Raw genomic sequence first — 24,009 nt, forward strand, 5'->3', positions numbered from 1 at the left:
AATGTTTGATCCTAAAAAGTTTACCATCACTTCGGCTAAACCGCTTCCCGTCGTTCTGCTTCTGGATGTCAGCTCCAGTATGTCAGGAAATAATATCGACAACCTTAACAAGGCTGTAAAAGATATGTTGGACACCTTTGCGCAGGAAGAGCAGATGGAGACTGAAATTCTTGTTTCTGTTATCACTTTTGGTAATCAAGTTGAGCTGAAGGTTCCCTATACCAAGGCATCTCAGGTGAAGTGGCAAGATCTACAAGCAAACGGAATGACTCCTATGGGCACCGCTCTAAAGATGGCTAAAGCCATGATCGAGGACAAGGAGACCACACCGTCCCGTGCCTACCGGCCGACGATCGTTCTCGTTTCTGACGGACAGCCTAATGACAGCTGGGAAAGACCGCTGGAGGAATTTATCTCCGAAGGACGCTCTTCCAAGTGCGATCGCATGGCAATGGCTATCGGACGTGATGCTGATGAAACGGTTCTCAAACGTTTTATCGAAGGCACGCCCCATGACCTCTTTTATGCGGAAAACGCCGGGCAGCTGCATGAGTTTTTCCAGCGAGTGACCATGTCGGTGACCATACGCACTCAGTCCAAGAACCCGAACGTAGTACCGGCCCCGTCGGAGATCAAACTGGACGGCGGCAGTGTCAAGTCGGCTGCAGCTGGAAGTAAAACCGCTTCATCCAATGATGAAGGTTACTGGTAAAGAGGTGCTGATGTCTAATGCGGTCCAAGAGTTAAAAGATAAGATTGAATTTGATGTTCTTCGACGTATCAATGATCTTGAGAGTGATGTCAGGTATCTACGAAATAAGGTTTTATATGACGTGCCAAGTAAATCTCAAAGGGTGCAAGAAAACACGGATGATTGCGAGAGTACGAGAGTCGATCAGGAGCTTGTTTCGGAGTTGAAATTGCAGAATGCACTACTGAAAAGTCAGGTTAATGAATTAAAGAAGCTACTCTTGGCTTTTGAGAAAGGGGCAGCTGTTGAGAAGTTGAAAGAAAGAGACGGTGAAGGTTTCTGGTAACAAAAATTTGGAGGTGAATTATGCCACAGGCAATTGGCGACCCTGATGAACTTGACCGTTTCGCGCAGTCTCTAACGCAGTTCATCGACACGTTGAATGAAGCGGTTAACGGTTTGAATCATAGCTTTGGTGCCCTCGGGGATACCTGGCAGGATGAAAAGCGAGCGAGTTTTGAAGAGGACTATAACGCACTGGTGCAGCAGCTTTCTTATTTTGAGGCGAACGTATCGGAACAGGTCCCTTATCTTCACGCTCTGGCTTCACGTTTAAGAGATTATTTACAGAGTTAAGGTGGGGGAATGGCGTACGTATCCGTTGGACAAGTTGAGAATCTCGAGGAGGCAATTGCCGGACTTCAGTCGGCCTATGACTCCATGGAGAGTGCCTGTCAGGCCCAAATTGCTGCGGCTGAAGCCAAGTTGGCCGAAGCACAGCAGGAGGCCGACAACAGCGCTCAACTGCTGGATGCTGCGATGGAAGCCGAAATGGAGGCCGGGCAGCAGCTGGAACAGGCTAATGAGCAGCTTGCTTCAGCCAATGAGCAGTTAAGTTCCGCTTGTTCATCTCTATCCGCCTGCGAAGCGAGTGGTAGCTATGATGAGGACGGCAACTATGAACCGCCAAACTGTTCATCTGAAGAGGCCGATGTAGCCGCCGCAGATTCTTCTGTTGCAGAAGCGGAATCCGCTGTCGCAGCTGCGGAGGAAGCTTTTGAAGCTGCAAAAGACCATCGCATGCAGATGGAGCAGCGAAATGAAATGGCCCGGCAGTGTCTTGATATGGCAACTCAGTTGGCGGAAACAGTGCAAACGGAGTGTGCAGTCCGGCTTGCCAGTGCTGCTGCTCATCTTGAAACAGGAAAAGCACGACTGGAAAGCGCTAAGGCAGCGCTCAACGCCTATCTCGATACGCACCCGCCAGCGGCGGAATTTTATTCATGGCTGAAATGGACACCGGACCCGAATAAGCCGGTTACGCCAAAAGAGCTGCATTCGAGGCTGAATCTATCCGTTGAACAGCAGCGCTACTATTTCGAGTATCTCGCCGATCGTGACCCGGCGTTCAGAGCCAAGATTGCCGACTACAGAAGCCAGCTCGAAGCCGCCAACGGTCCTGCTGAAAGGCATGCGGTTCAGCTTAAGATCCGCCGAAATCTGAGCGGTTACTGTGGCGAAAAAATTGTGGAACAGGCGCTGAGTCCGCTCGGACATAAAGCGGACACGCAGGCCCGGACCACATTTGAGGACGGCAGATTCACAAAAACCGACCTGATCATCGAAGATCTGAAAGTGCCGGTTATTCTCGGTCGTGGTGAAGGCATGAGTGCTCCGGCCGGAGGCTCTATCGCCATTGAAGTGAAATGCGGCCGGGCTTCGTATCTCTATTCTCAGAAAGACCACATGGTATTCCAGTCCGGTGGACATCAGGAAGCCAATGCGTCGATGACGATATGTTCACGCGACATCAAGGATTTAACTCCAGAACAAGAAGAAGAGCTGCGTGAAGCCCTTCGGAGTGCCGGATCGCCATTAATAGGCATGCTCCCGACAAAAGACGAGATCGACAAAGCCTGCTGGGACATGGTGACTGGTTCTAATGCAAATAACGGAGGAGCTCATGAAAATTAAAATCGCTCTGATACCAAGTGAACACACCAGCAAAGCTCAGGATCTTTCCTCCAAGCTCCAGAACGCTATGGAGGCAGGTGAGATGAGTGCTGTTGACCAACTCACGGAAGAACTGGTCTCGCTAACAGATAGCGAGTATTCCCTGTCCTTACCGGAAGAATACTGGCACCAGCTGATTGAAAAGGTCAGAAACTCTGATAACGATTTCAAGTCCGACTACATCATGGCCAAGCCGCAACTCGAAACGATTATTGCAGCCGGTGTGGCTGAATCATTTGCGGATGTTTCAGGGGTTATTGAGCAGGCATTAAAGGCTGATGGTATCGTCCTCCAACTACCGTTTGAAGAGGAGGATGCCGATGTTTGATGACCTATTTAATGTGACTTCACAGCAGATGGGCAAATTTTCCGACACAGTCAGAGACGAGTTTGGTCATTCTATTGTCTCAGACGTTTTCGAGCCCCTTTTGCAGGACATCTCCGGCCTTCAGCAAATGGGAGAATTATTTCAGACCAGAGCCGCTGAGATTGATCAGCTAACTGAAGAACTGCAATCGATAGGAAGCATTGGCCATGAGTAGCAGCCGGAAAAACAGGGAGTCCATGCCTAAACGCCTGTTCGATGCCGTTGGTGCAATGAATAAAGCGATTCTAAGGAAGGAAGATACCTACCGTAAGCTTCAAACTGAACTGAAGCAATCGGAGCAGTACTGCGACAGAAATATGGGCAATCTCAGAGCTGTCAGTGACTCTGCGGAAAGAGGCGAACTAGCTGTTTTGCATGATAAAGAGACAGTTTTGCAGAAAGATCTGCTATCGCTAAGCGATGAGATCCGTAGTGTAGAGGATCATATAAAGCAGATTGAAAAAGCTATTTCCGATCTCGCGAGTGATAAGAATAGGCTTGACCGTGAGATTAACGAGCGACCCATTTTAATTTCAATCGTGAAGTACGTGTTCGGTGATGCTGAACGTGAGGAATCTGAAAGAATCCAGAGAGAGATTCAAAAGAATGAGCTTGGCAAAGATGATTTAATTAAAACCAGAGCCAAACTCAGCTCTCGAAAGGATGGTTTGGAGAATCGCCAGAATGACCTTAAAGTTGAGCTTGCCGGTATCCAGGCCAAAATTAAGCGATTGAGTGATTCCAAACTCGCGGAAGCCAGAAAAAGAAACGACGCGCTGAATGCTCTCAAGTCAAAAAAAGAGCAGATTCGAGAGAGAAAACATCGGGTACACGAGGAGTTTGAGAAGGAATGGGTTTCGGCCCTGAAGAATCTTGATGAACTATGCAAAAGGGTCCGCCTTCGTCAGCCGCATCTGAATGAGTTAACAGCCGAAAATATCAACACGGGCACCCATTTCCCCGATGCTCTGGCGTTCGGGCGTATGTACCTTACCTATCAGAACTGGAAAGGTTATATCCCACGGCTGATCCCTTTTCCTTTTAAGAAATCGCTCTGGCTGCCTGACCAGACTACAGGATACCGGTTGATTCACCAGCTGATCTTACGGCTGATGCACTGCATGCCGGTCGGCAATGTTGAAATTACAGGTGCAGATCCGCTGAAATTGGGCAGGTCTCTTGACCCGTTTCTTTCTCTGTTGAAAGTAAAACGGCTCTTTCCCGAGCAGCGATTACTTACTCGGTCAGACGAACTGGAAAATGCGTTGGCCCGGTTAACGGACTATGTCGAGGATCTGCTTCAGAATAAATTCAAGGGTGAGATTAATAGCTGGTCTGCCTACAACGAGGCAAACAGCAGCAATCCCGTACCTTATAAACTGTTGCTCATTTTCGGAGTGCCGGAACAGTTGACGGACAAAAGCCTCTGGTACCTTGGCCGCCTTCTGGAACACGGCCCTGTCTGCGGCGTGCTTCCGGTGTTGACCTTTGATGAAAGTCGGCTTGATGATCGCAAGTTTACGGGGCTGCGCACTGCGATAGATAAATATTCCAAGAGAATGGATTCCATTATTCCGGCAGAGATACTGACCAAGCATGTCTCTGAAATAAATGTTGTGGAGGAACAGGAGTTCTGGCCAGGACGTTCTGAGCTGACCGATCTTCTTGCATCCATATCTGACATATATGAACAGAGCGCGAAATTCAGCAAGAGCCTGACTGACCTCTGGTGCAATTCGGACTGCTGGGGTCACGACGCTGTTAAGGGTATACAGGTGCCGATCGGCTGGACTGCAGATGGCGAGATCGTTCCTTTCTCTATCGGCGGGGTGAATACAGAGCACCATGTTCTTCTGGCCGGGCGTTCAGGCTCCGGAAAATCGAACCTGCTCCATGTTCTGATTCATAGCCTCTGCCATACTTATTCACCCTCGGAGTTGAGTATCTACCTGCTGGATTACAAGCAGGGTACGGAATTCAGTGTTTATGCTTCCCCTCCGCTTCCTCAAGCAAAACTTGTGGCTACTGAGAGTGATCCCGAATACGGGGTAACTGTTCTGGCGCATTTGACCGAGGAGCTTGAAAAACGAGCTAAGGAGTTCAAAAGCCGGGCTGTCCGCGACTTTTATGAATATAGGGAATCTTCAGCGGCCGAACTCCCGCGTATCCTGCTGATTATCGATGAGTTTCAGATCCTATTTTCTGAGGGGCGGCAAGTGGCTGAACCTGCAGAGAAAATGTTGAACCAGCTGCTAAGGCAAGGACGGGCCTACGGCATACATGTGCTGCTGGCCACCCAGACATTGAAAGGAATCCAGTCTCTTTCGATGGGCCAGCTGATAAGTCAGATCGGCTGCCGGATTGCCCTTGCCTGCAGCGAGGAAGATTCCGCGATGATTCTTGGCAACAGCAACTGGGAGGCTTCCAAATTGAGCAGCCCTCCGGAGGGGATCATCAACAATTCCAACGGGGCAAAATCGGCAAATCAACGGTTTCTGATCCCATTTGCCGATCGTGGGCTGTGCAAGGATCATATTACCAAGATTACTCAAACCGCACACCAGCGTGGTTACTGCGGTTCAACAAGAATATTCAACGGTTCTCGTCTGCCGGAAATGCCTGCAGCTGATTGGTTCAACTCAAAAAGCCATGAGGCGGTGCAACTGCACCTTGGTGAGCGTTTGAGCTTTGAAGCTGAGCCGCTCTCACTCACATTGGTTAACCGACCGTCATCGAATTTACTGATATCCGGCTATAACGATGTAATCCACGACGGTCTGCTCGCCTCCATCCTTCAAAGCTTGGATGCTCAAAATGGCATCGATGAAATCATCTACTTTAACGGACGATCCATAGTTCCGGCGGGGGCATCAAAATATCTCAATAGTTCCGGAAGCAGACATGTTTCAAGGCATGAGAGTGTTCCCACGCTGAGTCTGGCCGAGATCTCCGGGGAATTACAACAATCAAAAAGAATTGTGATTATTGACGGGCTGGATTCGACCAAGGAGTTTCAGTCCGGTCCGGCGAGTTTTAGGCCGGTGAAGAAAGATGAGCCACCTTCACCACAAGAGAGCCTGAAGAAAATTCTGGAAGACGGTCCGCCTCAAGGGACATTTGTGATTGCCTTTGTGGATAACTGGAAGCGCTGTAATTCAGCATGCAAGGATCTTCTAGGTTTCTTTGAGATGCGCGTCGGATTCTGCATGAATGAAGATGATGCTGGCTCATTCGTCATTGGAGCAATAGGAAAATTTAAAGGACTTGAAACAGACAATCGCGCTGTCTTTGCCGATCGCTTGAAAAATCAGGTTAGTTGGTTCCGTCCATACATAAATGGGGAAAGTTTATGAAGAAATATTTAATGACATGGTATGGAATGACTGATTTCAGGGCCTCACTCGGACTGGAACAGACAACAGGCCCTGTTCTTGGAGCATTGCTGGCGGAAGATTACACCGACGTGGTCATCCTTGGTTTTACACACCTGGATAAAAGCGAAAATAAAGCCGATGAATTTCAAAAAAAAACATCAGAGATCAGAGGTTTTGATCCTTCAACCGCGAGACAGTTTATTGATGTGTTTTCAAATACAGCGGAGGCGCACCATCATTTCAATGAATGGCTAAAGAAACAGCTTAGGGATTCTGGTAAAAAGGTCGATGTGTGTTTTAACCCTGTGGGCCTTACACATCTGAATGACACAGAAGGCATATATGAGGCAGCGACTCAATCCCTGAATGCGGTTGCCGCGTCTGAAGGTGAAAAGCTCGTTACGCTCTACCTGAGTCCGGGTACTCCGGTTATGGCTTTCGTCTGGGCTTTTGCGGCCCTGAGGCACCCAACGCTAAAAAAACGTCTTATCGCATCTTCTCACCCAGGAAGACCTCCAGAAAGAATCGTCCTGCCAAACGAGTGGCTGGAATGGCACGGAAGGCAGGTTCGAACAACCAATACGAAATATGATCAGTATGATGCTTTTTTTCACCTGTTCGGCGAACAGCGTATGCCGAACCTGCTTGGCGTGATCCAGTTTTCAAGCCGGAAGCATATCTTTGTGAATTCTGCGCATTACCCTGCCGATGTCATGAAACAATTTCTTGGAGAAGCTGAATACGGTGAAATCGCGGTAGACCCGTATGACCCTGAAAATGTCCGAACCACAGTTTTGGATCTGATTGCGAAAATGCCTGCCGATGCCAAGATCGGTTTCAACTTAACGGGTGGGACCAAGTTGATGTACGCAGGGGCGCTTGCCGCCTGTCGTAAGGTAAATGCAACGCCATTCTATTTCGATTTTTCTAAGAAACAGGTTATCAATCTTAATAGTTTCACTAAAAGTGAGATTGTGTCAGTAGATTCGGTTGAAACATTTCTGAAGTTGAACGGTGATGGATTAACAGTATCCAAGCCTGGTCTTACAGAACAAGAACTTTCTCGAGAAATTATTAATGCTTCTCAGATAATCTGGGAAAGTCGTAACTTGATCGCATCAAAGTATCGTGAGCTGAAAAGTTATATTTCTGATGAAACATTCAAGAGTTGGGGGGATGATTTCTACGCTGAACTGACAATTGATAAACAAGCAAAGCTAACAATTGGTGGTAAGTCATTTGTGTTTGATGAATTCCCTGGTTTTCTGGAGTTTCTGCTAGGTAAGTGGCTAGAGGTGTATATTTTTAGTGTGTTACTTCCTTTAAAGGAATCTGCTGTTCTAAAAGATTTACGCCTTGGGTTAGAGGTGTCTGTTGCGAACGTCGACTCCAATGATAACTTTAAGTATTACCATGATGGGTTTAAAGAAAATATCGGTTATCAAGAGTTTGATGTTATTTGTACAGATGGATATCGCTTATTCATTATTGAATGTAAAAGTGGAAAGGTTGAAGCGAACCATGTTTTGAAGCTGAGTGAAACTGCTAAACATTTTGGTGGTGTGAAAGGACACGGAATAATGATTTCGTCTTTTCCCCCCTCGCATCCTGTGATAAAGCAAAAATCAGATGATCTTATAAATGTGGAATGGTTTTTTGGTAGTGGAGCCTCTAAACATTTGCTAAATTTTTTCGGGAAAATTTGAGATGGAACTTTTTATTTTTGTAGATGTTTCCGGCAGTATGAATGAAATGGGAAAATACCATCTTCAGCGGAATCTGTGCCGATATGCAGCTCAGTCAAGGCTCATAGATCAGGAAAAATACTCGGGCTTAGACATCCGCTTTTATCAATGGGCGCAGAATGTTTCCGAGATCGTTTTGCAAAGCGACGGGGATATCCCTGCCTTAAATGCTGAAGGCTCATCGAATCTATGTGTTATCTCCGATTTTCTGTCCCAGTATCTGAATGATACCGGGAAATTAATGGTTCTCATTCTATCAGACGGTAATTTCCCCAATTCAAACATCGTAAGTTTTCAGAAACAACTGGGTACATTTAGAAACCTGATCATCCGGACAGTCGCCGTCGGCGCAGATGCCGACTTGTTGAAGTTGAAGAAAATTTCCACAAATAACACTGTTTACCTTTCTGAGAACATAGCTTCAGCAATTGACAGCACAATCTTTGGTTCTGATGAGCTGTTGACCGCGCCACTATCCACAGCCAGGATTATGGAATCCGCACAGACTGAAATAGAAGTACCAGGGGAGGATTGGGATGCTTGACAAACTCTGGAATAGTTGGGGTGCCTCAGTAATCGGCCCCCTACATGTTAAAGCAGGGATTCCCAATCAGGATTCTTGGATGACACGCCGGTATAAATGGGGAAATGTCGTTGTTGTATCGGACGGACTGGGCAGCAAGGCACATTCAGATCACGGTTCAAAAGCCGCCTGTCTGGCTGTGTTTGAGGCAGCCAAGAGCTACCAGAATACCCCCGACGCCAATATCGTTGATATTTTAAGGCTCGTTCATGCCAACTGGCTCGTGAAAATAGCTCCGTACTCTTCAACAGATTGTTCGGCCACATGCCTTTTCGCCATCCAGAACGCAGAAATTATCACTCTTGGACGCCTTGGTGACGGAATGATTGCCGCCCTTGGAGAAACTGGCGAAAACCACCTTATTCTCAGTGATAACAAACAAGATTCCTTCTCAAACTATACAAGCAGCCTTCAACAGGAGTTTAAGCCAGAACAGTGGCAAACAGCGACGATTGAATGCACGACATGCAATGCAGTTTTGCTATGCACGGATGGCATATCCGATGACCTGTTACCTGAAAAGCAGGTGACTTTTGCACAGGAACTCTACTCCACTTATGCAGACCTAGAGTCAGAGGAAAGAAAGAGGGATCTTAAACGTTGGCTCAATGAATGGCCGGTTCCGGGACACTCCGATGACAAGACGATTGCTTGTCTATTTAAGAAAGGAGATTCCCAATGAGTCATAGATTCAACGAGTATGTGGATGAATATCAGAATGTACACATTCAGGACAAGGTGCTTGGTAAAGGAGGTCAAGGGGTCGTTTTCCGTACCAAAGATCCTGATCTGGCGATCAAGCTTGTTACAAATGAAAGCGGAACTCCGGTCACCGATGAGGAGTCGGTGGAACGGTATTCAAAGCGCTTTAACCGCGTTCGACTCCTGCCACTGCCAGAAAATCTGAATATATCCGTACCGGCAGCTCTGCTTCAAAACAATGCCGGTTATGTGATGCAGCTTTTGAGTGAAATGGTTCCGTTCAGTCATTTCTGGCTTGATGGCAAGTCTGCAGAAAATATTGGTCCAGACGATATCCCGGCATGGCTTTCGGCAATGCCGGAGAACGAAGCAAAAAAGATTGTTTATTATTATAAAACCGGCGGGCTTAGGCGCAGGCTTCATGCGCTCTACAAGTGCGCATCATTGCTGGCACGCCTTCACGGCAATGGTATGGTCTATGGTGACATTTCTCCCAACAATATCTTTATTTCAGAAGGGCTTGATGATTCAGCAGTTTGGCTGATTGATGCCGACAATATTCGATTTGAAATCACCGTAGGCGGAAGTGTTGTTTACACACCAAAATACGGAGCCCCCGAGCTGGTGCAGGGCAAAGACGGTGGAAGACCATCAAGCGATTGTTATGCGTTCGCGGTCGTGGCTTTCTACCTTCTTTCGCTGATTCACCCCTTTGTAGGAAAAAAGGTGGATGGAACGGATGAAGGCGACTGGGCTGATGAGGAAAATGATGGCGGGGATGTTGAAGATAAAGCCTATGCAGGGCTGTTCCCTTGGGTTGACGACCTAGATGATGATTCTAATTCTTCCGATAGCGGTCTGCCCAGATCCCTTCTCCTTACAGAAAAACTGATCTCTTTATTTGAGGGCACATTCGGCCCGGGCAGAACATCCCCATCGCTGCGGCCGACCATCTATCACTGGCCTGAAGCTCTCGCTCAGGCAGCGGATATGACCGTCACGTGCCCAAGTTGCTCGATGAATTATTACTATGATTTCATTCACCCGGAAACAGAGGATCACAATTGCCCTTATTGTAAAACGCAGAGGCCGCAGGTGCTCATTCTTGAGTCTTATCGATGGAGTGGACCGGACAAACCCATAAACTCACCATGCTGGCGGTATGTACGAGAGATCTCTCAGGGCACCGAAATAGCGATACCAAGGCGAATTTTTGATGAGTTTGCAATGCTTGATTCGGATACAGCAGAGGTGCTCATTTCTTCGAGCAATAATGGCATTCTGATTAAAAGGTCAGACCATGGCAAAGCCGATTTGTCGGTTGCTGCTGACAGTCACCCACAAAGTGGTTTTCAGAAGCTCTATTCACAGATGAAAATAGACCGAGTAACACTAGATGTTCAGTTCTGGATGTTCTCACATTTGAATAGTCCTCGGTTGGTTAAATGCATGATCAGCGGAGGTGGCAAATGAGACTTAAAGACATAAATGCCGAAATTACCTTTGATTTATGGGTTATACCGGAGCTATCCGGAGAGACTCCAAAAATTGGTATTGGATATATCGCACCCAATAATACCGGGCAGGCATACAGATTGAGAATCGATAGCCAGCAGTGGAACGTGCAACTTCGTGATCCCTCAGCTGGAAAGGATCTGAATTTTCACCTTAAAAGAGGTTGTGCGCATCTTGCCGAGGTAATGCAGGTTGCAAAGGACGGCAGTACGCTTGTTAAAATCATTTTTTTCAATGGTGAAATCGTCGAAATTGGCGATGTGGAGATCGGCATTGATGAGCGCATAGAATCAACGGCTAAAAGAAATGGCATTCGCTTCAATGGAGCTGAAGAGCTGGGGCTCGTATTAAACGATAAATGCAAAATCAACGTTGGCGGTGAAAATTTCTTTCTGCTTATGAGTGGTCCATCCGCCAAGGCTGACTTTGAAGCAGATATTCCTGAGGATGAAGACTCGCCCGACTCCCAAACCGTTGCGCAGGAGAAGTACCGGGAATTCTCAATCTATGGAGAGAGAGTTCGTATCCCGGTTGAAAGGCGCAATGTCGATAAGTCAAAGGACATCTATTTTGCGACTAAAGCGGTCTTTAAGGATAACCAGAAGAGTGAAGGAGCATTGCGTCTGGCAAGGGGGGCGGTCCTGTTTTCTGACTACACCACGACAGGTCGCATTCGGGCTTTAGCCGCTGGAGCGATGAGTCAACTTACCAAGGAGAGCGGGAGTTACTTAAAACAGTGGGACGAGTACGGCGCAATTGAAGGTGAAATGCTGCTGGCCCGAGCCAAAGCAGTTGGCAAAATAGACTATCATGGTACTGAACAGACTACAAAAGGTGTTAAGTTCTTTGTGTCGTCTATTCCGGATCAACTTACCGAAGGCGATGAGATAGAGATCACCTCCGAGGAGCCTTTATACCTCAAGAATCCTGCTCTTACATGGGAAGCCTACAGCAAGGCTCTGGAAGAAGAATTCGCAACCAAAAAGGGTCAGAAAAAAAACGATGCTGAAATGCCGGCTTCTGTTTATGCCCCGATCCTTAAGATTTCGAAAACCAGCATTGAATTGGAACTGCCGTCAATTCCGTCTGGTCAGATGTTTTTGATTCTGTCCATCAATGGCGACAAGAGACAGATTGAAAGACGAATGCGGGCACGTTCAGCCATTCTGGAAGGACGCTGTGCTAACCCGCTTCTTGGCCTGCTGATTGAAGAAGGAGGAACGCTACCGGACATACAGCGCGTCACCAAACTGAAGCCTTTGACGCCCTTTGTGAGAGAGAAGATTTTTAAGCATCCGCCCACAGACAGGCAGGTGGAGGCCATCGACGTCGCATTGAACACCCCGGATATTGCTCTTATTCAGGGACCTCCGGGAACAGGAAAAACAACTGTTGTTACAGCTATTCTTGAAAGGCTCAATGAGGAATATGACAAGACCAAGTCGATAAGAGGTCAGATACTTGTGTCCGGTTTTCAGCATGATGCCGTTGAGAATATCGTTGCCAGGCTGAGTGTTAATGCACTTCCGGCAGTTAAGTTCGGCAGAAGGTCCGGTGATTCGGAATTTACGGAAGATGCCGTCACTGAAAAAATTAACAAATGGTGCTCCAATGTCGCCGAGAAAATTCGAAATAAAAATCCTCAAATTGCTCAGACTGAAGATCAGGTAAGACTGGCTGAACTGTTTGTCGCATACTCATTGTGTCCCTCGAAGAACAACACAGTCAGTTTAATGAAACGTATTCTGGATTTGCCCAGAGACGTGATCTCTGAGGATATCACCAGTGAGGCAGAAGAAATCAGTAATTCCCTGCAAACCGAACTGAAGTCGAATGATCCTTCCACCTTGCGGCTCGTTAGAGCTCTGCGTGTCAGTGAAGCTGCCTTTGTTGACGACGGTGCCGCAAGAGCTGTCGATTTGCTGGATAAGATCGAAGACGAACTGGCTAATCCAGATTTAAGCGTTCTTGAAAAAGCGGCCCGTTGGCGCTGTGGTAAGCCTTTGAGTTTTCTCCCAGAGCTTAGAGAACTGAAAGAATCACTACTTTATAAATATCTGCCTTTGCCTGATTTCAGGACTGAAAAACCAAGAGAAGATGTTTTGAGATTGGTGGCAACGGTATCTCAGCTTCTGGAGAAAAAACTCAATTCAACCAATAAACGTGATGCAATACTGGCTGAGTTTTTACATGAGCTTGAAGACAATCCTGATGGCGTTCGAGAGGCCATAGAGGATTACAACTTTGTTTTTGCAGCTACCACGGGGCATTCTGAAGGAATAGCGATAAGGAAAGCCAAAAAGAAATTTAAGGACGATGAATTTGTTAGATATGACACTGTCATCATTGATGAAGCGGCACGAGTAAGCCCTAGAGATCTTTTAATACCCATGGCTCAGGCAGAAAAACGGATCATTCTGGTTGGTGACCATCGTCAACTTCCTCACATGATTGATGAGGAGGTCGCGAGAGCCTTGGAAGGTGAAGATTCATCCGGTCCGTCGGTTGATGTCGATTTTGTCAAGAAAAGTATGTTTGAGTATCTGTTCAACCGCCTGAAGAAACTGGAGGAGAAAGATGGCATCAAACGAACAGTGACGCTGGATGCTCAGTACCGAACACATCCGATTTTGGGGGATTTTGCAAGCCGCAACTTTTATAACCAATACAATGAAGGTTATCGTTCTCCTTTAGCTGCTAAGTATTTTTCCCAGAAGTTAAAAGGCATCGAAGATAAAGCAGCAGTATGGTTTGATGTACCTAATAGTAGAGGACCAGAAGGTTACAACAAAGATGGTGGGAAGAGATGGCGAAGTGTAGAGGCAGAAGTTATCGCTGAAAAAACTAATACTTGGATAAAATCGAAAGAATCCAGTGCAGAATTTATGCAGGAACTGACTGGTGATACAAAACATGCAGGCCTTAGTTTTGGAATTATTAGTTTTTATAAACCTCAAGTATTTGAAGTCTACAGAGAGTTAGAAAAATATGGTGTCACGGAGCGGGCACAGGATGGTACATGGCAGATATGTCAGGAATTCCGCTTTCTTGAAAATGGCGAAGAGCGGCTCCGCATCGGTACTGTTGATGCCTTTCAGGGCATGGAGTTCGATATTGTGTTTCTTTCCATGGTGAGGTCTCAGGACATGAACGCCTTGCCGCCTAATATACGCAACGAGCTGGATTACAAAAAGAAGCAACAAAAACTATTCGGCCATCTCATGTCGGAAAACCGCTTATGTGTGAGCATGAGTCGTCAGAAGAAGGTCTTAGCCATTGTGGGAGACGGCGTCCTTACAAACACCCAGATTGCTGCGGATGCCGTTCCGGCTCTGAAAAACTTCTATGATTTGTGCCACGAAAAGGGGGTGATCCTATGAGTGCGCCCTCTACAAAAAAATCAGCAAAAGACCATCGTCCTAAAGTAATCAGTTTTCGCACAGCTTTGGATGGATTGAACATCGCCGCCAAACAAAGTGTTCTATGGCCGTGTCACGCTTTCAACATCTCTATTCCGCAAAAGAAAAAGAGTGGCCTCAATGTGTTTGAAGAAACTGTCTTGAAGATAACGGAGATTGAATCCGGCGACACAGAAAAGATTGCGCTGCTCACTTGTCTGGAAAATGAGCTGGTTGCCTTCATTCAGAATCGCCTCAACCAGCTCGGCCTTTTGAATGATCGCTATGAGTTGACTCAGCAAGGACAGGAGCTTCTGAGCGAGTGGCAGAATAAATCAGACGGAAATCTGGAATACATCGTGGCCACAGTGTTTTTAGATTTGCTTTCCGGGAAGCTTCTTCCCTATGTCAGCACGGAGCAGCTGAGCTATAAAAAAATCTCAAGGATTGGTGACAACGGATTTATTGATTTTCTAATCAATCCAACTAATGAGAAGTCGAGGGTCAGTGCAAGACAGATACGCCCAGCTAAAGACTCTTTCTGGAAAGCAGTACCGGACTCCAACAGTATCATCAGAGCCATCAGGGAGTTTAAGAAGAAATATAAACGGCATGCCTTGTTGAACCAAGGTGTCGATCAGTACCCGCCTCCGGTGCCAATGGCTGAAGCCATATCCTTACATAAGAATCCGGAACTGGTTTACTTGCATTGCAATGTCCTTATCCAGATAGGCAATTCTGACCTTTTGGTGACTGATGGATTCGGGTTTGGTTTCTCTGAAAGCTTTGCCAATTATCTTACTTCGCAAAATTTCGATTGGGTCATCAAACTGAAGCAGCAAGGAGTTGTCGATAAAATTGGCGGTGCCGAAGCTTCGGATAATAAAGCCTCAAGAAAATTATTTAGGTATTCAGAGATAAGCAAACGCATTAAGTGGAGCAAAAAATCACTAGAAAAAATCATGAATCTAACAGTAAACAATACTAATTACGAGCGTGACTACCGGCAAGAGATTGAAGATGGCATCAAGAATCTATATGCCGCCTTAGAGTGGACACTTCGTCAAGTGGTTGCTGAAAATCCCGTTTCTGAATGGGAGAAGATCTTTTCCAGCAGTAATTTCCGAGATAACGAAAAGTTGTTGAAAGGTTTCGCAAAAAAAGTTGGATTTTCTTTAAACGAATATAATCAAAGCCTGTTACAAGTCAAACCAGGTGCCATTCGACAAATCGAGAACGGCAAGGTAGAGCTTCAACCTTTGTTGGCACTTGCTATCGCGGGAGGAAGCAGCAATGCAAGCCATCCTATTCATCGGTTAGCTCAAAATCACTCTGGATTCCTGACTTATGCGTTGAGGTTAAAAAAATACCGCGATCCAATTGAACATGGCAGCACCGAAAAGCTGAATATTGACGAGGGCAAGCTGAAAGAATTGATTGAAACGACTATAGCTCTGGTAATTTCATTGATACCTGATGTTGCGGAGGATTTAGGTGAGGGTGAGGAGCTTTCCCGTGATAGAGATATCAATCAGGAAAGGCTCAAGGCAACTATTGCTCTGGAACAAGCACTAGGAACAGCTTTTGTTTCAAATCTAAGTGGTGACATGAAAGAACAACTGATTCGTTCTGAACTCATGTTAGCCCAATATGCAGAAGAAAAGGCAATCGAAATCATCAAATGCTACGCTTCGGTCATGCAACGTGCTTGTTTAGAAGCAGTAAACGACCGAAGGATTGAAAACGCAAGCGACACAATCAAAGAATCTGCGGTTGAAAAAATCGTCCAGGCCGGATTCTTCTCCGATAAAGAGCGAGTCCCAGTACAACTGACCACGGTGGCTTCCCACAATTTAAGGCGTGCTGTTCAGGGCTCAAGCACAACTCTGGGAGCTCACCTTCTTGCAGTTTTCCTGCTGGGATCGGAAAGCGAACTGATTCAGCTTCAAAAATCACATCCAGCATTCATTGATTGTGCCGAGAATTTGATACGGTTGCGTGGACACGGCAACAAACAACAATCTGACATTTCACGAGACGACATGGAGTCGTTAAAAAACAATGTATTCAAAGCAATCAAAATATTAACGGAGGTCTTCTAATGGACAACAATAACAAGCCGAGCGTCCAGTCTTCTGCCGATACTGAACAGGCAGATCAGGATGATAATACAATAAATGTCACTGAGTTTGTCCTCCAGAATAAACAGCAGGAACTGAAGGAATTGGAATACTCTCTGACTCAAAAAGAAAAGCTTATTGCTCAAAAGGAACAGGATCTCAAGATCGCTAATGAAGCGATAGCCAAAAATGAAGCGGAGCTGAATGTCAAAAGTGTTCAGCTTGAAGTGATGGAGCTTCAGGCAAAAAACGGCTTTCCGAAACTCTTTGAGGAAAAGTTCGCAGCATTCAAAAAACAATTGGAGCAGCGGGAGTCTCAGTGCGTAAGTGAGTTGGAGTCTCTTGAATCCGAAAAGGAAAAGTTGCGGCAGAGAGAGGTGGCGGTACAAAAGGCTGAAATCCAAAGGGACAATGGCTATGCAGATGCCCGGGCAAAGCTTGATGACGAACTCTTCAATCTTCGGAAAGAACAGGAAAAGGAGCTGGAGTCAAAACGGGCAGGCGCTCTGACTGCCATTGAAAAAGAACTTTCGGAGGAGAGGACATCCAGAATAGCAAGCTTGGAGAAAGAGATCGCTGATAGATTGAAAGTTCATGAGGCAGCGATTCAACAGGAAAAGGATGAGCTCGAACAAAAAAGAAAGGCGTTCCTGAAGGATCAGGCTGAGCTTGATGAGCTCAAGGATGAACTTGATTATCAAAAACAGCGCCTTCAATCCAGCAAAGACCGCCTTGAGGAAAGAGAATTGAACTTGAACCTTGAGGTGGATGCTAAAGTTGTTGAGCGGAAGCAATCTTTCGAGATTGAGAAGTCTGCACTTAATGATGAAGTTGCCCGTTTGAGAGAATCTATCAAAACGAGCAGTGCTCTAATTTCAAACTTTGAAGAATTGAAGCATAAGCTCGGTGATGAAGACCCAGCCGCTGTTTTACTGAAACTGAAAACCTATGAAGAGGAACTTAAAAAGCTGCGTGATGACCTTGCCACACGCCCAACACAGGAGATGCGGGAAGCTTTTGATCGTTTGAAGTCCGAACAGAGCGAACTGCTGCTGGCCTGTGAGCGACTCTCTAAAGAAAATGAGGTTCTCAGAAGTTCAGCACGGACCCAGTCAGATCTTGAAATGCAGTTAGCGGAACTGAACGATAAAAACAAATCACTGCAGCGGCGGTTTGAATCGGTGGATGCAGAGAATAACCGATTGATGAAAGAACTTGAACGATTGCAGTCAGCATATGTAAGAGAATCTGATTTTGAAAAACGCAAGATAAATATTGAGAAGCCATATATCGAAAAGAAAATCCCGCGAAACGAATGTCTGAAAGCTGAAGCCGGAGAATTCTTAAAGCTGCAAGCGATAAAAAAACGAGAAGGAGAATTATCAAAAGACGATGAGCAAAAATATTCTGATTTAGATAATGCGATTGGAACCTATGAACAAGAATGGTTGGACAATATAAGTCGTTCCAGTCTCGATTATGGTCTAAAGTTTCCGCGTCGAATCCTGCATGCATTCCACACAGCTCTTAAAACCTCCGAGTGGTCTCCAGTCACGGTACTGGCGGGCGTCAGCGGAACCGGTAAGTCCGAGCTGCCAAGACTATATTCACATTTTGGTGGTATCAATTTCTTGAGCCTGTCCGTGCAGCCGAACTGGGACAGCCAGGAATCCATGCTCGGATTCTTTAACTCAATTGATAACGAGTTTGATGCGCAGGAAGTGTTACGCTTTTTAGTTCAGAGCCAAAGGAAACAAACAATAGATAATCCTTTTGGACTTGAAGATGCCATGAGTCTGATCTTGATGGATGAGATGAACCTTGCCCATGTCGAACTCTATTTTGCGGAATTTTTGAGCAAACTTGAGCTGCGACGTGGTCTAAAAGGAGATGACGTACCAAGCTTGCCAGTAAAGTTGGGAGTAGGTTCTGATTTTATTTACCCTCTTTCTTTAGGAAGAAACGTTCTCTGGGCTGGAACAATGAATCAGGACGAGACAACGAAATCCCTTTCTGACAAGGTTCTTGATCGAGGAATTGTAATTAACTTTCCCCGACCGACCACTCTGGAAAGACGCCGTCAGCTGAAACCGTTGAGAGAGCAAGCTCCTCTGCTGTCTCGTAAACTGTGGGAGAGTTGGTGGTGCAGAGAAACCAAATTCAACGACGATCAGATTTTACCCTTCAAGGGGTTCATTGAAGAAATGAATACCTCGTTGTCCAAGGTTGGCAGGGCTCTTGGGCACAGGGTGTGGCAGTCCATCGAGTATTACATGGCTAATTATCCAGATGTGTTGGAAGCTCAGAGAAACAACGATGACGCAAGCTTGAGCAAAGCAATGAAAGTTGCCTTTGAAGACCAGCTTGTACAGAAGGTTATGCCTAAGCTGCGCGGCATTGAAACCCGTGGGAAATCCAAATCGGACTGCCTTGATAAAATACGAACTCAACTAGTCAATGACGATTATAACATCATAGAGGACTTCGATCTTGCTTGTGAATTTGGCTATGGGCAGTTTATCTGGAACAGTGCAAACTACTTAAAAGATGATGAGGCTGTGGACGGTCAGGAAAATGCGGAGAACAAATAGATGGCTGAACCGCAGAAATATAAGCTGACAGCCAGACAGGAGCGCATGTTGTCTGATCACCATCAACGCCAGCATGCGACTGCCCAGATTGTTGAACCATCCATCGGGGCTATTGATTCCGTCGAGTCTATTTACAAGGCGTTAAACGGTCAGGATGAGATAAAGGCCAAGGCTCTTTTGATGCTAATGCTGCGCAACTGGCTGACGGAAGTCTCTAGCTTTGACCCTGTTTCTGGGCATGCTCTGCATACCGGCATTGTCGATTTTTTGGATGCTGTGGCGAAATCGTTTCAGGATGTGTCACCTGAGGGTGAGATAAAAGATCGTATCTATCGAATTGTGTCGCACACGAAGGAAGCTGTTCTGGCAATCATGGAGCATACTCGGGATAAGATATTACGGGAACATGCCATGCTCCCGATACATGCGGCAAGGGAGGTTGACAGCAACAGTGTTCAATGGCTCAGTCGTCAGCCGGGAAGAACACTCCGTGAGAAGCTTTCTGGCAAGCCCTATATGAAGGCTGTCAAGCGGAGATCCAGTGTTGATACGGCAGAAAACCGACTTTTGAGAGCTTTCCTGTTCCGGTTGGAACAAATTCTAATTGAGAGACAGAATGTTTTTTCAGCAGCGGCAGAAGATACTTGTGAGGAGTTGCTTGTTTCCATCCAGCGCTGGTCCAGAACTAAAGATGCCGCTGAAATCGGTGCTTGGGGCAATCTTCCGCCTAACAACACGCTTCTTCAGGATAAACGTTATCGAAAAGTCTGGGATGGTTGGCTCTGGCTCCAAGCTATCGACGAGCAGATCACAGTGGATGGCAAAAGAGTCCATAGAGATATCCTCAGTGTTTTTTATTGGAATACCCTTTCCTTGCTTAACCATAGTGGTCGCTTTCGAACAATTCAGCAGCCGGTCGCTCTCGACTATGATAATTTTTCTATAGCTCCAGAATTGCCCGTTCGGGGATATTTGTTTCCTGCGTTCGACTCAAAGATCAATGGGAAGATAAAGTTCATAAAGTCCGATAAGTCATTCGGGTTTATCACCTCTGATGATGGAAGAGACCTGTATTTCAGCCCATACAATCTATCCCGAAAATTAGACATCAATTCACTATCCGCTGGAGATGAAGTTTCTTTTCTTATCGGCAGCAACCGACAGGGTGAATGTGCTGACGACATAACACTTCCAGCAGGAATCATCCCTGTCGATTTCAATTTGACGGGTGATAAATGGAAGATACAAGTCGGTGAGTATAAGTATTTATTACAGATCGTTTCCGAGAATCTTGTTATTGAGCAAGCTCAGGGCGAAAAAAAGAAATTAAAAATAGAACCAGCAACCCTCAAAGAGATACCGAAGGGGATACTGTCATTTGTCGTGGATACCCCGTTTGAATACTCTGCGCCGACAAGTAATCAAAGTGGTCCAATACGGATAGATAGTTCTGTTGTTGACCTGTGTTCTATCCGTCCGACGTTCACGAATAATACAGGCTCTCAGGCGCATCTGCCGTTCAGGTTGCTACAACAGAACTGGCCCTTAAATATGAATGGGAGGTCGGTAATAGACTGCGGTTACGCAAAATCAATCGCCCTGCATACCGATATTGAAACGGTTAGCATGAGGAGCCTCTTTTCACATAGCTCAACATTGACCGATGACTCCAAAAGCAGTGCGTCAATGTTTTTTATTAGAAAGTTGAGTGACTATATCAAGGCGGACAAACTGACCTATCTTGTTCCTGATTGGGTCAATGACTTCGACCTGGAGGGAATAAGAAAAAGCGTCAATTTTTATTTTAACGATTCGGCACCGCTTCCCAAAAGTATAGCCGCTATCTTTGCATGGCAATCATCGAAGAAATTTGTACAGGATAGAGTCCAAGAGAATGATTTTGTGTTGGTGGTTGATTCATTTGACGGCGGCATTTCAATAACCCCAGTTCAGGCAATATACCAAAAAGAGTTGGACGAAATATTGCCTGAGACACAAGGCATCAGCTGGGAAAGACATCCTACGGTTATTGTCCCAAACAGAGGCATTCATGCTGCCATGGCCCGCAATCTTGACCGCAATGGCTGCCAGACATCTGAAAAACTTCTCCATTTGTTCGGCTTCGATGGTTTAGTCAGTGATTCCGGGAAAGTGTCTTTTGTAAAAGATGGTCATTGGTATCACTTACCGAGTTCTATTCGGGTGGCTCTGACTCAGGATTTAGATCTAAACATATTATCAAACTCCGCAATCAGTGACTGCCTGCACTCTACAAACAGAGATTATCGAGGAGTTAATGTTTTCATCCTTCCTCTTGAGGATACAATCAAGAAGCCTGGTGTGGGGATGGATTACAAGTGGCTGGAGTCTGCATGGTCTCCAATTGAAGGCTCTCAGATCTTAAATAGATGGCAGGAAGACGTTAGTGACATTGCCCTTTGGCGTGATCATCTGCCAGAGTTATCTATAGAAGTACAAAGTGACAAAGGGTATAAAGTTAATTTTTATCTTGTAAAAGACGCTACAGTAACTCCGCAACGTGGCAGAACTGTGGACATACTAGTAGAAGAGTTTTTTACTCTTCCTGCCGGACAAATACATTACAGTTTCCCTCTACGGCAGGGAGATGGTAATAACGAACTACACTTTGTTGCATTCCTGAAATCGCCAGCATTCCCTTTAAAGAAGGACACGGTTTGCAAGCTGATGATGACTTATACCTATGGAGCTGATGATCCATACGAATTGAGATTCATTCCGTTGGATTCTGCAGAAGCAGGTTTTAAATCTATACGGGTTGAATGGCGCTCAGCATCAGAGGGTGAGGCAGTTGATCTTGAAAGCTTACCAGTTCCAGAATTCCCAGCCCGTAAAAGCTGGTCTGATTTTCATAAATTCCCCGACAAAGAAGGGAAACCGAAAGATCTTCTATCTAATATTGAAAATGAACTTTGCTGGATAGACAGCATACTGAAATATGGACGAATTTCTGCTGAGATCACTTCAGACTGGAGGACAAACGCTAACGGCTATCGCTTTTGTCTTGCTGATGGCACATATCTTTCTGAATTTTCGTTCGACCTATTTAACGGTCAAGATTTGCCAGAGCGAGGTGAAACCGTCCAATTTTATAAAATAAAAAGCGGGGGAAAGTTTCAAGCAAAATATGTTACATTTAAAAACAGCAATCCGAAAAAACTGTTTTCCCCAAAATTTTACTTTTCACTATTTACCATTTGGAATGATGGCCACTCCCTTTCAGAGTCAGATGTGCCTGACCATTTTAGAAACGCGATATTCGAAGGTACTCAAAAAATCCTATCAATAATTGAGTCAGAAAATATGCCGGACACCCTAAAAGAGGAGCTTTTCTTTTTTCTGTGCTGTCTACATAAGGATGCCCCCGGTATTGTTGGTTCCCGGCTCCTTGATGCTGTGAAAGATAAAAAGCTTTTGCGGAGGTATTACAAGAATATAGCTTTCGCTATCGGTAATGCCGAACTGCCATACCAACAAGAGCTGTTGGATAATGTCATCAACCCCATTGATAATGAGGGCTTGACCATATCCGTTACCATGGAGGTTTTATCTATAGCCCTTTGGCGTTCTAAAACGTTGTTGAAAAAAATAAAGCTAGATGATCTTAGTGAGATATCCCAAAACCTATATGATTGTTTGAATTTTGACCTCGAGAAGGTTGCAAGCGAAGTTAAGGGCTATCAAGTCGCTACTCTCAGTAAGCATTTAGAGCTTCTCTTTGCTTTACTAAGAAGTCGTGAATCTGAAGACAAAGAGTACAAACTAATTTTCTCACCGGTTAACGAGTTGACTAAAAAGTACGTAAAGTTGTTGGATGAGATCTCAAAGACTATAAATGAGAAGAGGGTAACTTTAAAGTTCCGAATTAATCTGGAAATTGAAAAGCCAGAAATATTTAAGGACACTCCCGACTTAATTTATGCATTACAATCATATGTTACAGGTGATTCTGGGGCGAATAATATCGTAATATCATCAATTAACGATGACTAATAATTCTATTTAGCCACTTAGTTGGCACATTTAATCACAGTTAATCAATTTACAGCTCATATGGTTATATTCAAACCATATGAGCTATTATGTTGTTGACATTTAATTTAATGCAAAGCTTTCTTAGAAATTGGCGATGCTAACATTTCAGTGAGCTTACGTCAGCATAGCTTGACTTGAGCATTTAGCTCAAGTCAGTGCATTGAAGGTTGTTTGGATGCGGGGCGTTAAGCGGTGCTCTGTTCGAGATAATTCCATGGTGCTATTTACGCTTAGAACAGGTTCGGCTAATCATCCCATATGCACCAAGTGATTACAAAGCTGTAAATCAGTAACAGCTTCAATTAAAGCGGATGACATAGTCATACCGTATTGGCTTAAAGAGATCTAAGCCAATTTGTCCGGGTAAAACTAATTCTAATACCAGATTAAAACTTTTCATAAATCCTGAATGGTTTTGTCACAATACCGCACAACCAAAATTTTACGCAGATCAATCCCCTCAGCAAGCAACTTACTAATTTCCATAGTAAATAAACCCTCTAGTGCCAAAGTGCTTAAGCATAATTAACGTCTATTAAGATCGATTTTTGTCACAGTTTTTTGTGACGAGCGTTTGTGCAGAGGTAAATTACCTAAAGGTCATTTATTAGATTTTTTCGGTACAAGAATTCTGAAAAATTTATGGGTTGGTAATCGAAGTTGTCACAGATTCGTCACAGGGTAGGGGATTTAGGAACAAAAATTTTCCCTTAAAAAGGGAATTTTATATGATTCAATAGGTTAAGTAGGTGTGTAAAGTGGTTGCGGGAGCCGGATTTGAACCGACGACCTTCGGGTTATGAGCCCGACGAGCTACCAGGCTGCTCCATCCCGCG

The 24,009-nt window shown here is 45.4% G+C and carries 15 protein-coding genes and 1 tRNA gene; 15 read left to right on the forward strand and 1 reads right to left on the reverse strand.

Annotation, left to right across the window (positions count from 1 at the left end):
• Nucleotide 1: 1 nt before the first annotated feature.
• The 15 genes from IE163_RS14165 to IE163_RS14235 are packed head-to-tail and all read left to right on the forward strand — an operon-like array spanning nucleotide 2 to nucleotide 23,131.
• Nucleotides 2-712 (forward strand): vWA domain-containing protein, encoded by a 711-nt coding sequence (locus tag IE163_RS14165; RefSeq protein ID WP_189433644.1) that lies wholly within the window; start codon nucleotides 2-4, stop codon nucleotides 710-712.
• 10 nt (nucleotides 713-722) lie between these two features.
• Nucleotides 723-1,037 carry a hypothetical protein gene (locus IE163_RS14170; RefSeq protein ID WP_189433645.1) on the forward strand — a complete coding sequence of 105 codons (315 nt, stop codon included), beginning with the start codon at nucleotides 723-725 and terminating at the stop codon, nucleotides 1,035-1,037.
• Nucleotides 1,038-1,057: 20 nt separating this feature from the next.
• Nucleotides 1,058-1,327: a WXG100 family type VII secretion target gene (locus IE163_RS14175; protein ID WP_189433646.1), complete on the forward strand. Its 270-nt coding sequence runs from the start codon at nucleotides 1,058-1,060 to the stop codon at nucleotides 1,325-1,327.
• A 9-nt stretch (nucleotides 1,328-1,336) separates the two neighbouring features.
• The gene (locus tag IE163_RS14180; RefSeq protein WP_189433647.1) at nucleotides 1,337-2,665 is read left to right on the forward strand and encodes a hypothetical protein; all 1,329 of its coding nucleotides are present in this window, start codon (nucleotides 1,337-1,339) and stop codon (nucleotides 2,663-2,665) included.
• Nucleotides 2,655-3,032, forward strand: a complete 378-nt coding sequence (locus IE163_RS14185; protein ID WP_229833581.1) for a hypothetical protein — start codon at nucleotides 2,655-2,657, stop codon at nucleotides 3,030-3,032. Before IE163_RS14180 ends, IE163_RS14185 begins: the two co-directional genes overlap by 11 nt.
• On the forward strand, nucleotides 3,025-3,246 hold the full coding sequence (locus tag IE163_RS14190; protein WP_189433649.1) for a hypothetical protein: 222 nt from the start codon (nucleotides 3,025-3,027) through the stop codon (nucleotides 3,244-3,246). The genes IE163_RS14185 and IE163_RS14190 overlap by 8 nt, the downstream gene beginning before the upstream one ends.
• A gap of 22 nt (nucleotides 3,247-3,268) precedes the next feature.
• Nucleotides 3,269-6,424 carry an FtsK/SpoIIIE domain-containing protein gene (locus IE163_RS14195; protein WP_229833582.1) on the forward strand — a complete coding sequence of 1,052 codons (3,156 nt, stop codon included), beginning with the start codon at nucleotides 3,269-3,271 and terminating at the stop codon, nucleotides 6,422-6,424.
• Nucleotides 6,421-8,151, forward strand: coding sequence for a Card1-like endonuclease domain-containing protein (locus tag IE163_RS14200; protein ID WP_189433651.1), 1,731 nt, complete (start codon nucleotides 6,421-6,423; stop codon nucleotides 8,149-8,151). The genes IE163_RS14195 and IE163_RS14200 overlap by 4 nt, the downstream gene beginning before the upstream one ends.
• Before the next feature lies 1 nt (nucleotide 8,152).
• On the forward strand, nucleotides 8,153-8,734 hold the full coding sequence (locus tag IE163_RS14205; RefSeq protein ID WP_189433652.1) for a VWA domain-containing protein: 582 nt from the start codon (nucleotides 8,153-8,155) through the stop codon (nucleotides 8,732-8,734).
• Nucleotides 8,727-9,455, forward strand: coding sequence for a PP2C family serine/threonine-protein phosphatase (locus IE163_RS14210; protein WP_189433653.1), 729 nt, complete (start codon nucleotides 8,727-8,729; stop codon nucleotides 9,453-9,455). The genes IE163_RS14205 and IE163_RS14210 overlap by 8 nt, the downstream gene beginning before the upstream one ends.
• Nucleotides 9,452-10,948, forward strand: coding sequence for a protein kinase domain-containing protein (locus tag IE163_RS14215; RefSeq protein ID WP_189433654.1), 1,497 nt, complete (start codon nucleotides 9,452-9,454; stop codon nucleotides 10,946-10,948). The genes IE163_RS14210 and IE163_RS14215 overlap by 4 nt, the downstream gene beginning before the upstream one ends.
• Nucleotides 10,945-14,370, forward strand: a complete 3,426-nt coding sequence (locus tag IE163_RS14220) for a DEAD/DEAH box helicase (protein ID WP_189433655.1) — start codon at nucleotides 10,945-10,947, stop codon at nucleotides 14,368-14,370. The genes IE163_RS14215 and IE163_RS14220 overlap by 4 nt, the downstream gene beginning before the upstream one ends.
• The gene (locus IE163_RS14225) at nucleotides 14,367-16,490 is read left to right on the forward strand and encodes a hypothetical protein (RefSeq protein ID WP_189433656.1); all 2,124 of its coding nucleotides are present in this window, start codon (nucleotides 14,367-14,369) and stop codon (nucleotides 16,488-16,490) included. The genes IE163_RS14220 and IE163_RS14225 overlap by 4 nt, the downstream gene beginning before the upstream one ends.
• Nucleotides 16,490-19,099 carry a DUF8727 domain-containing protein gene (locus IE163_RS14230; RefSeq protein WP_189433657.1) on the forward strand — a complete coding sequence of 870 codons (2,610 nt, stop codon included), beginning with the start codon at nucleotides 16,490-16,492 and terminating at the stop codon, nucleotides 19,097-19,099. Before IE163_RS14225 ends, IE163_RS14230 begins: the two co-directional genes overlap by 1 nt.
• A complete protein-coding gene (locus IE163_RS14235; protein ID WP_229833584.1) occupies nucleotides 19,100-23,131 on the forward strand; it encodes a DUF2357 domain-containing protein in 4,032 nt (1,343 codons plus the stop codon).
• Nucleotides 23,132-23,932: 801 nt separating this feature from the next.
• On the opposite strand, the gene IE163_RS14240 is transcribed toward IE163_RS14235, so the two are convergent.
• Nucleotides 23,933-24,009: transfer RNA gene (locus IE163_RS14240), tRNA-Met, on the reverse strand.

This window comes from Alishewanella longhuensis (assembly GCF_014653435.1).
Taxonomy (GTDB): domain Bacteria; phylum Pseudomonadota; class Gammaproteobacteria; order Enterobacterales; family Alteromonadaceae; genus Alishewanella; species Alishewanella longhuensis.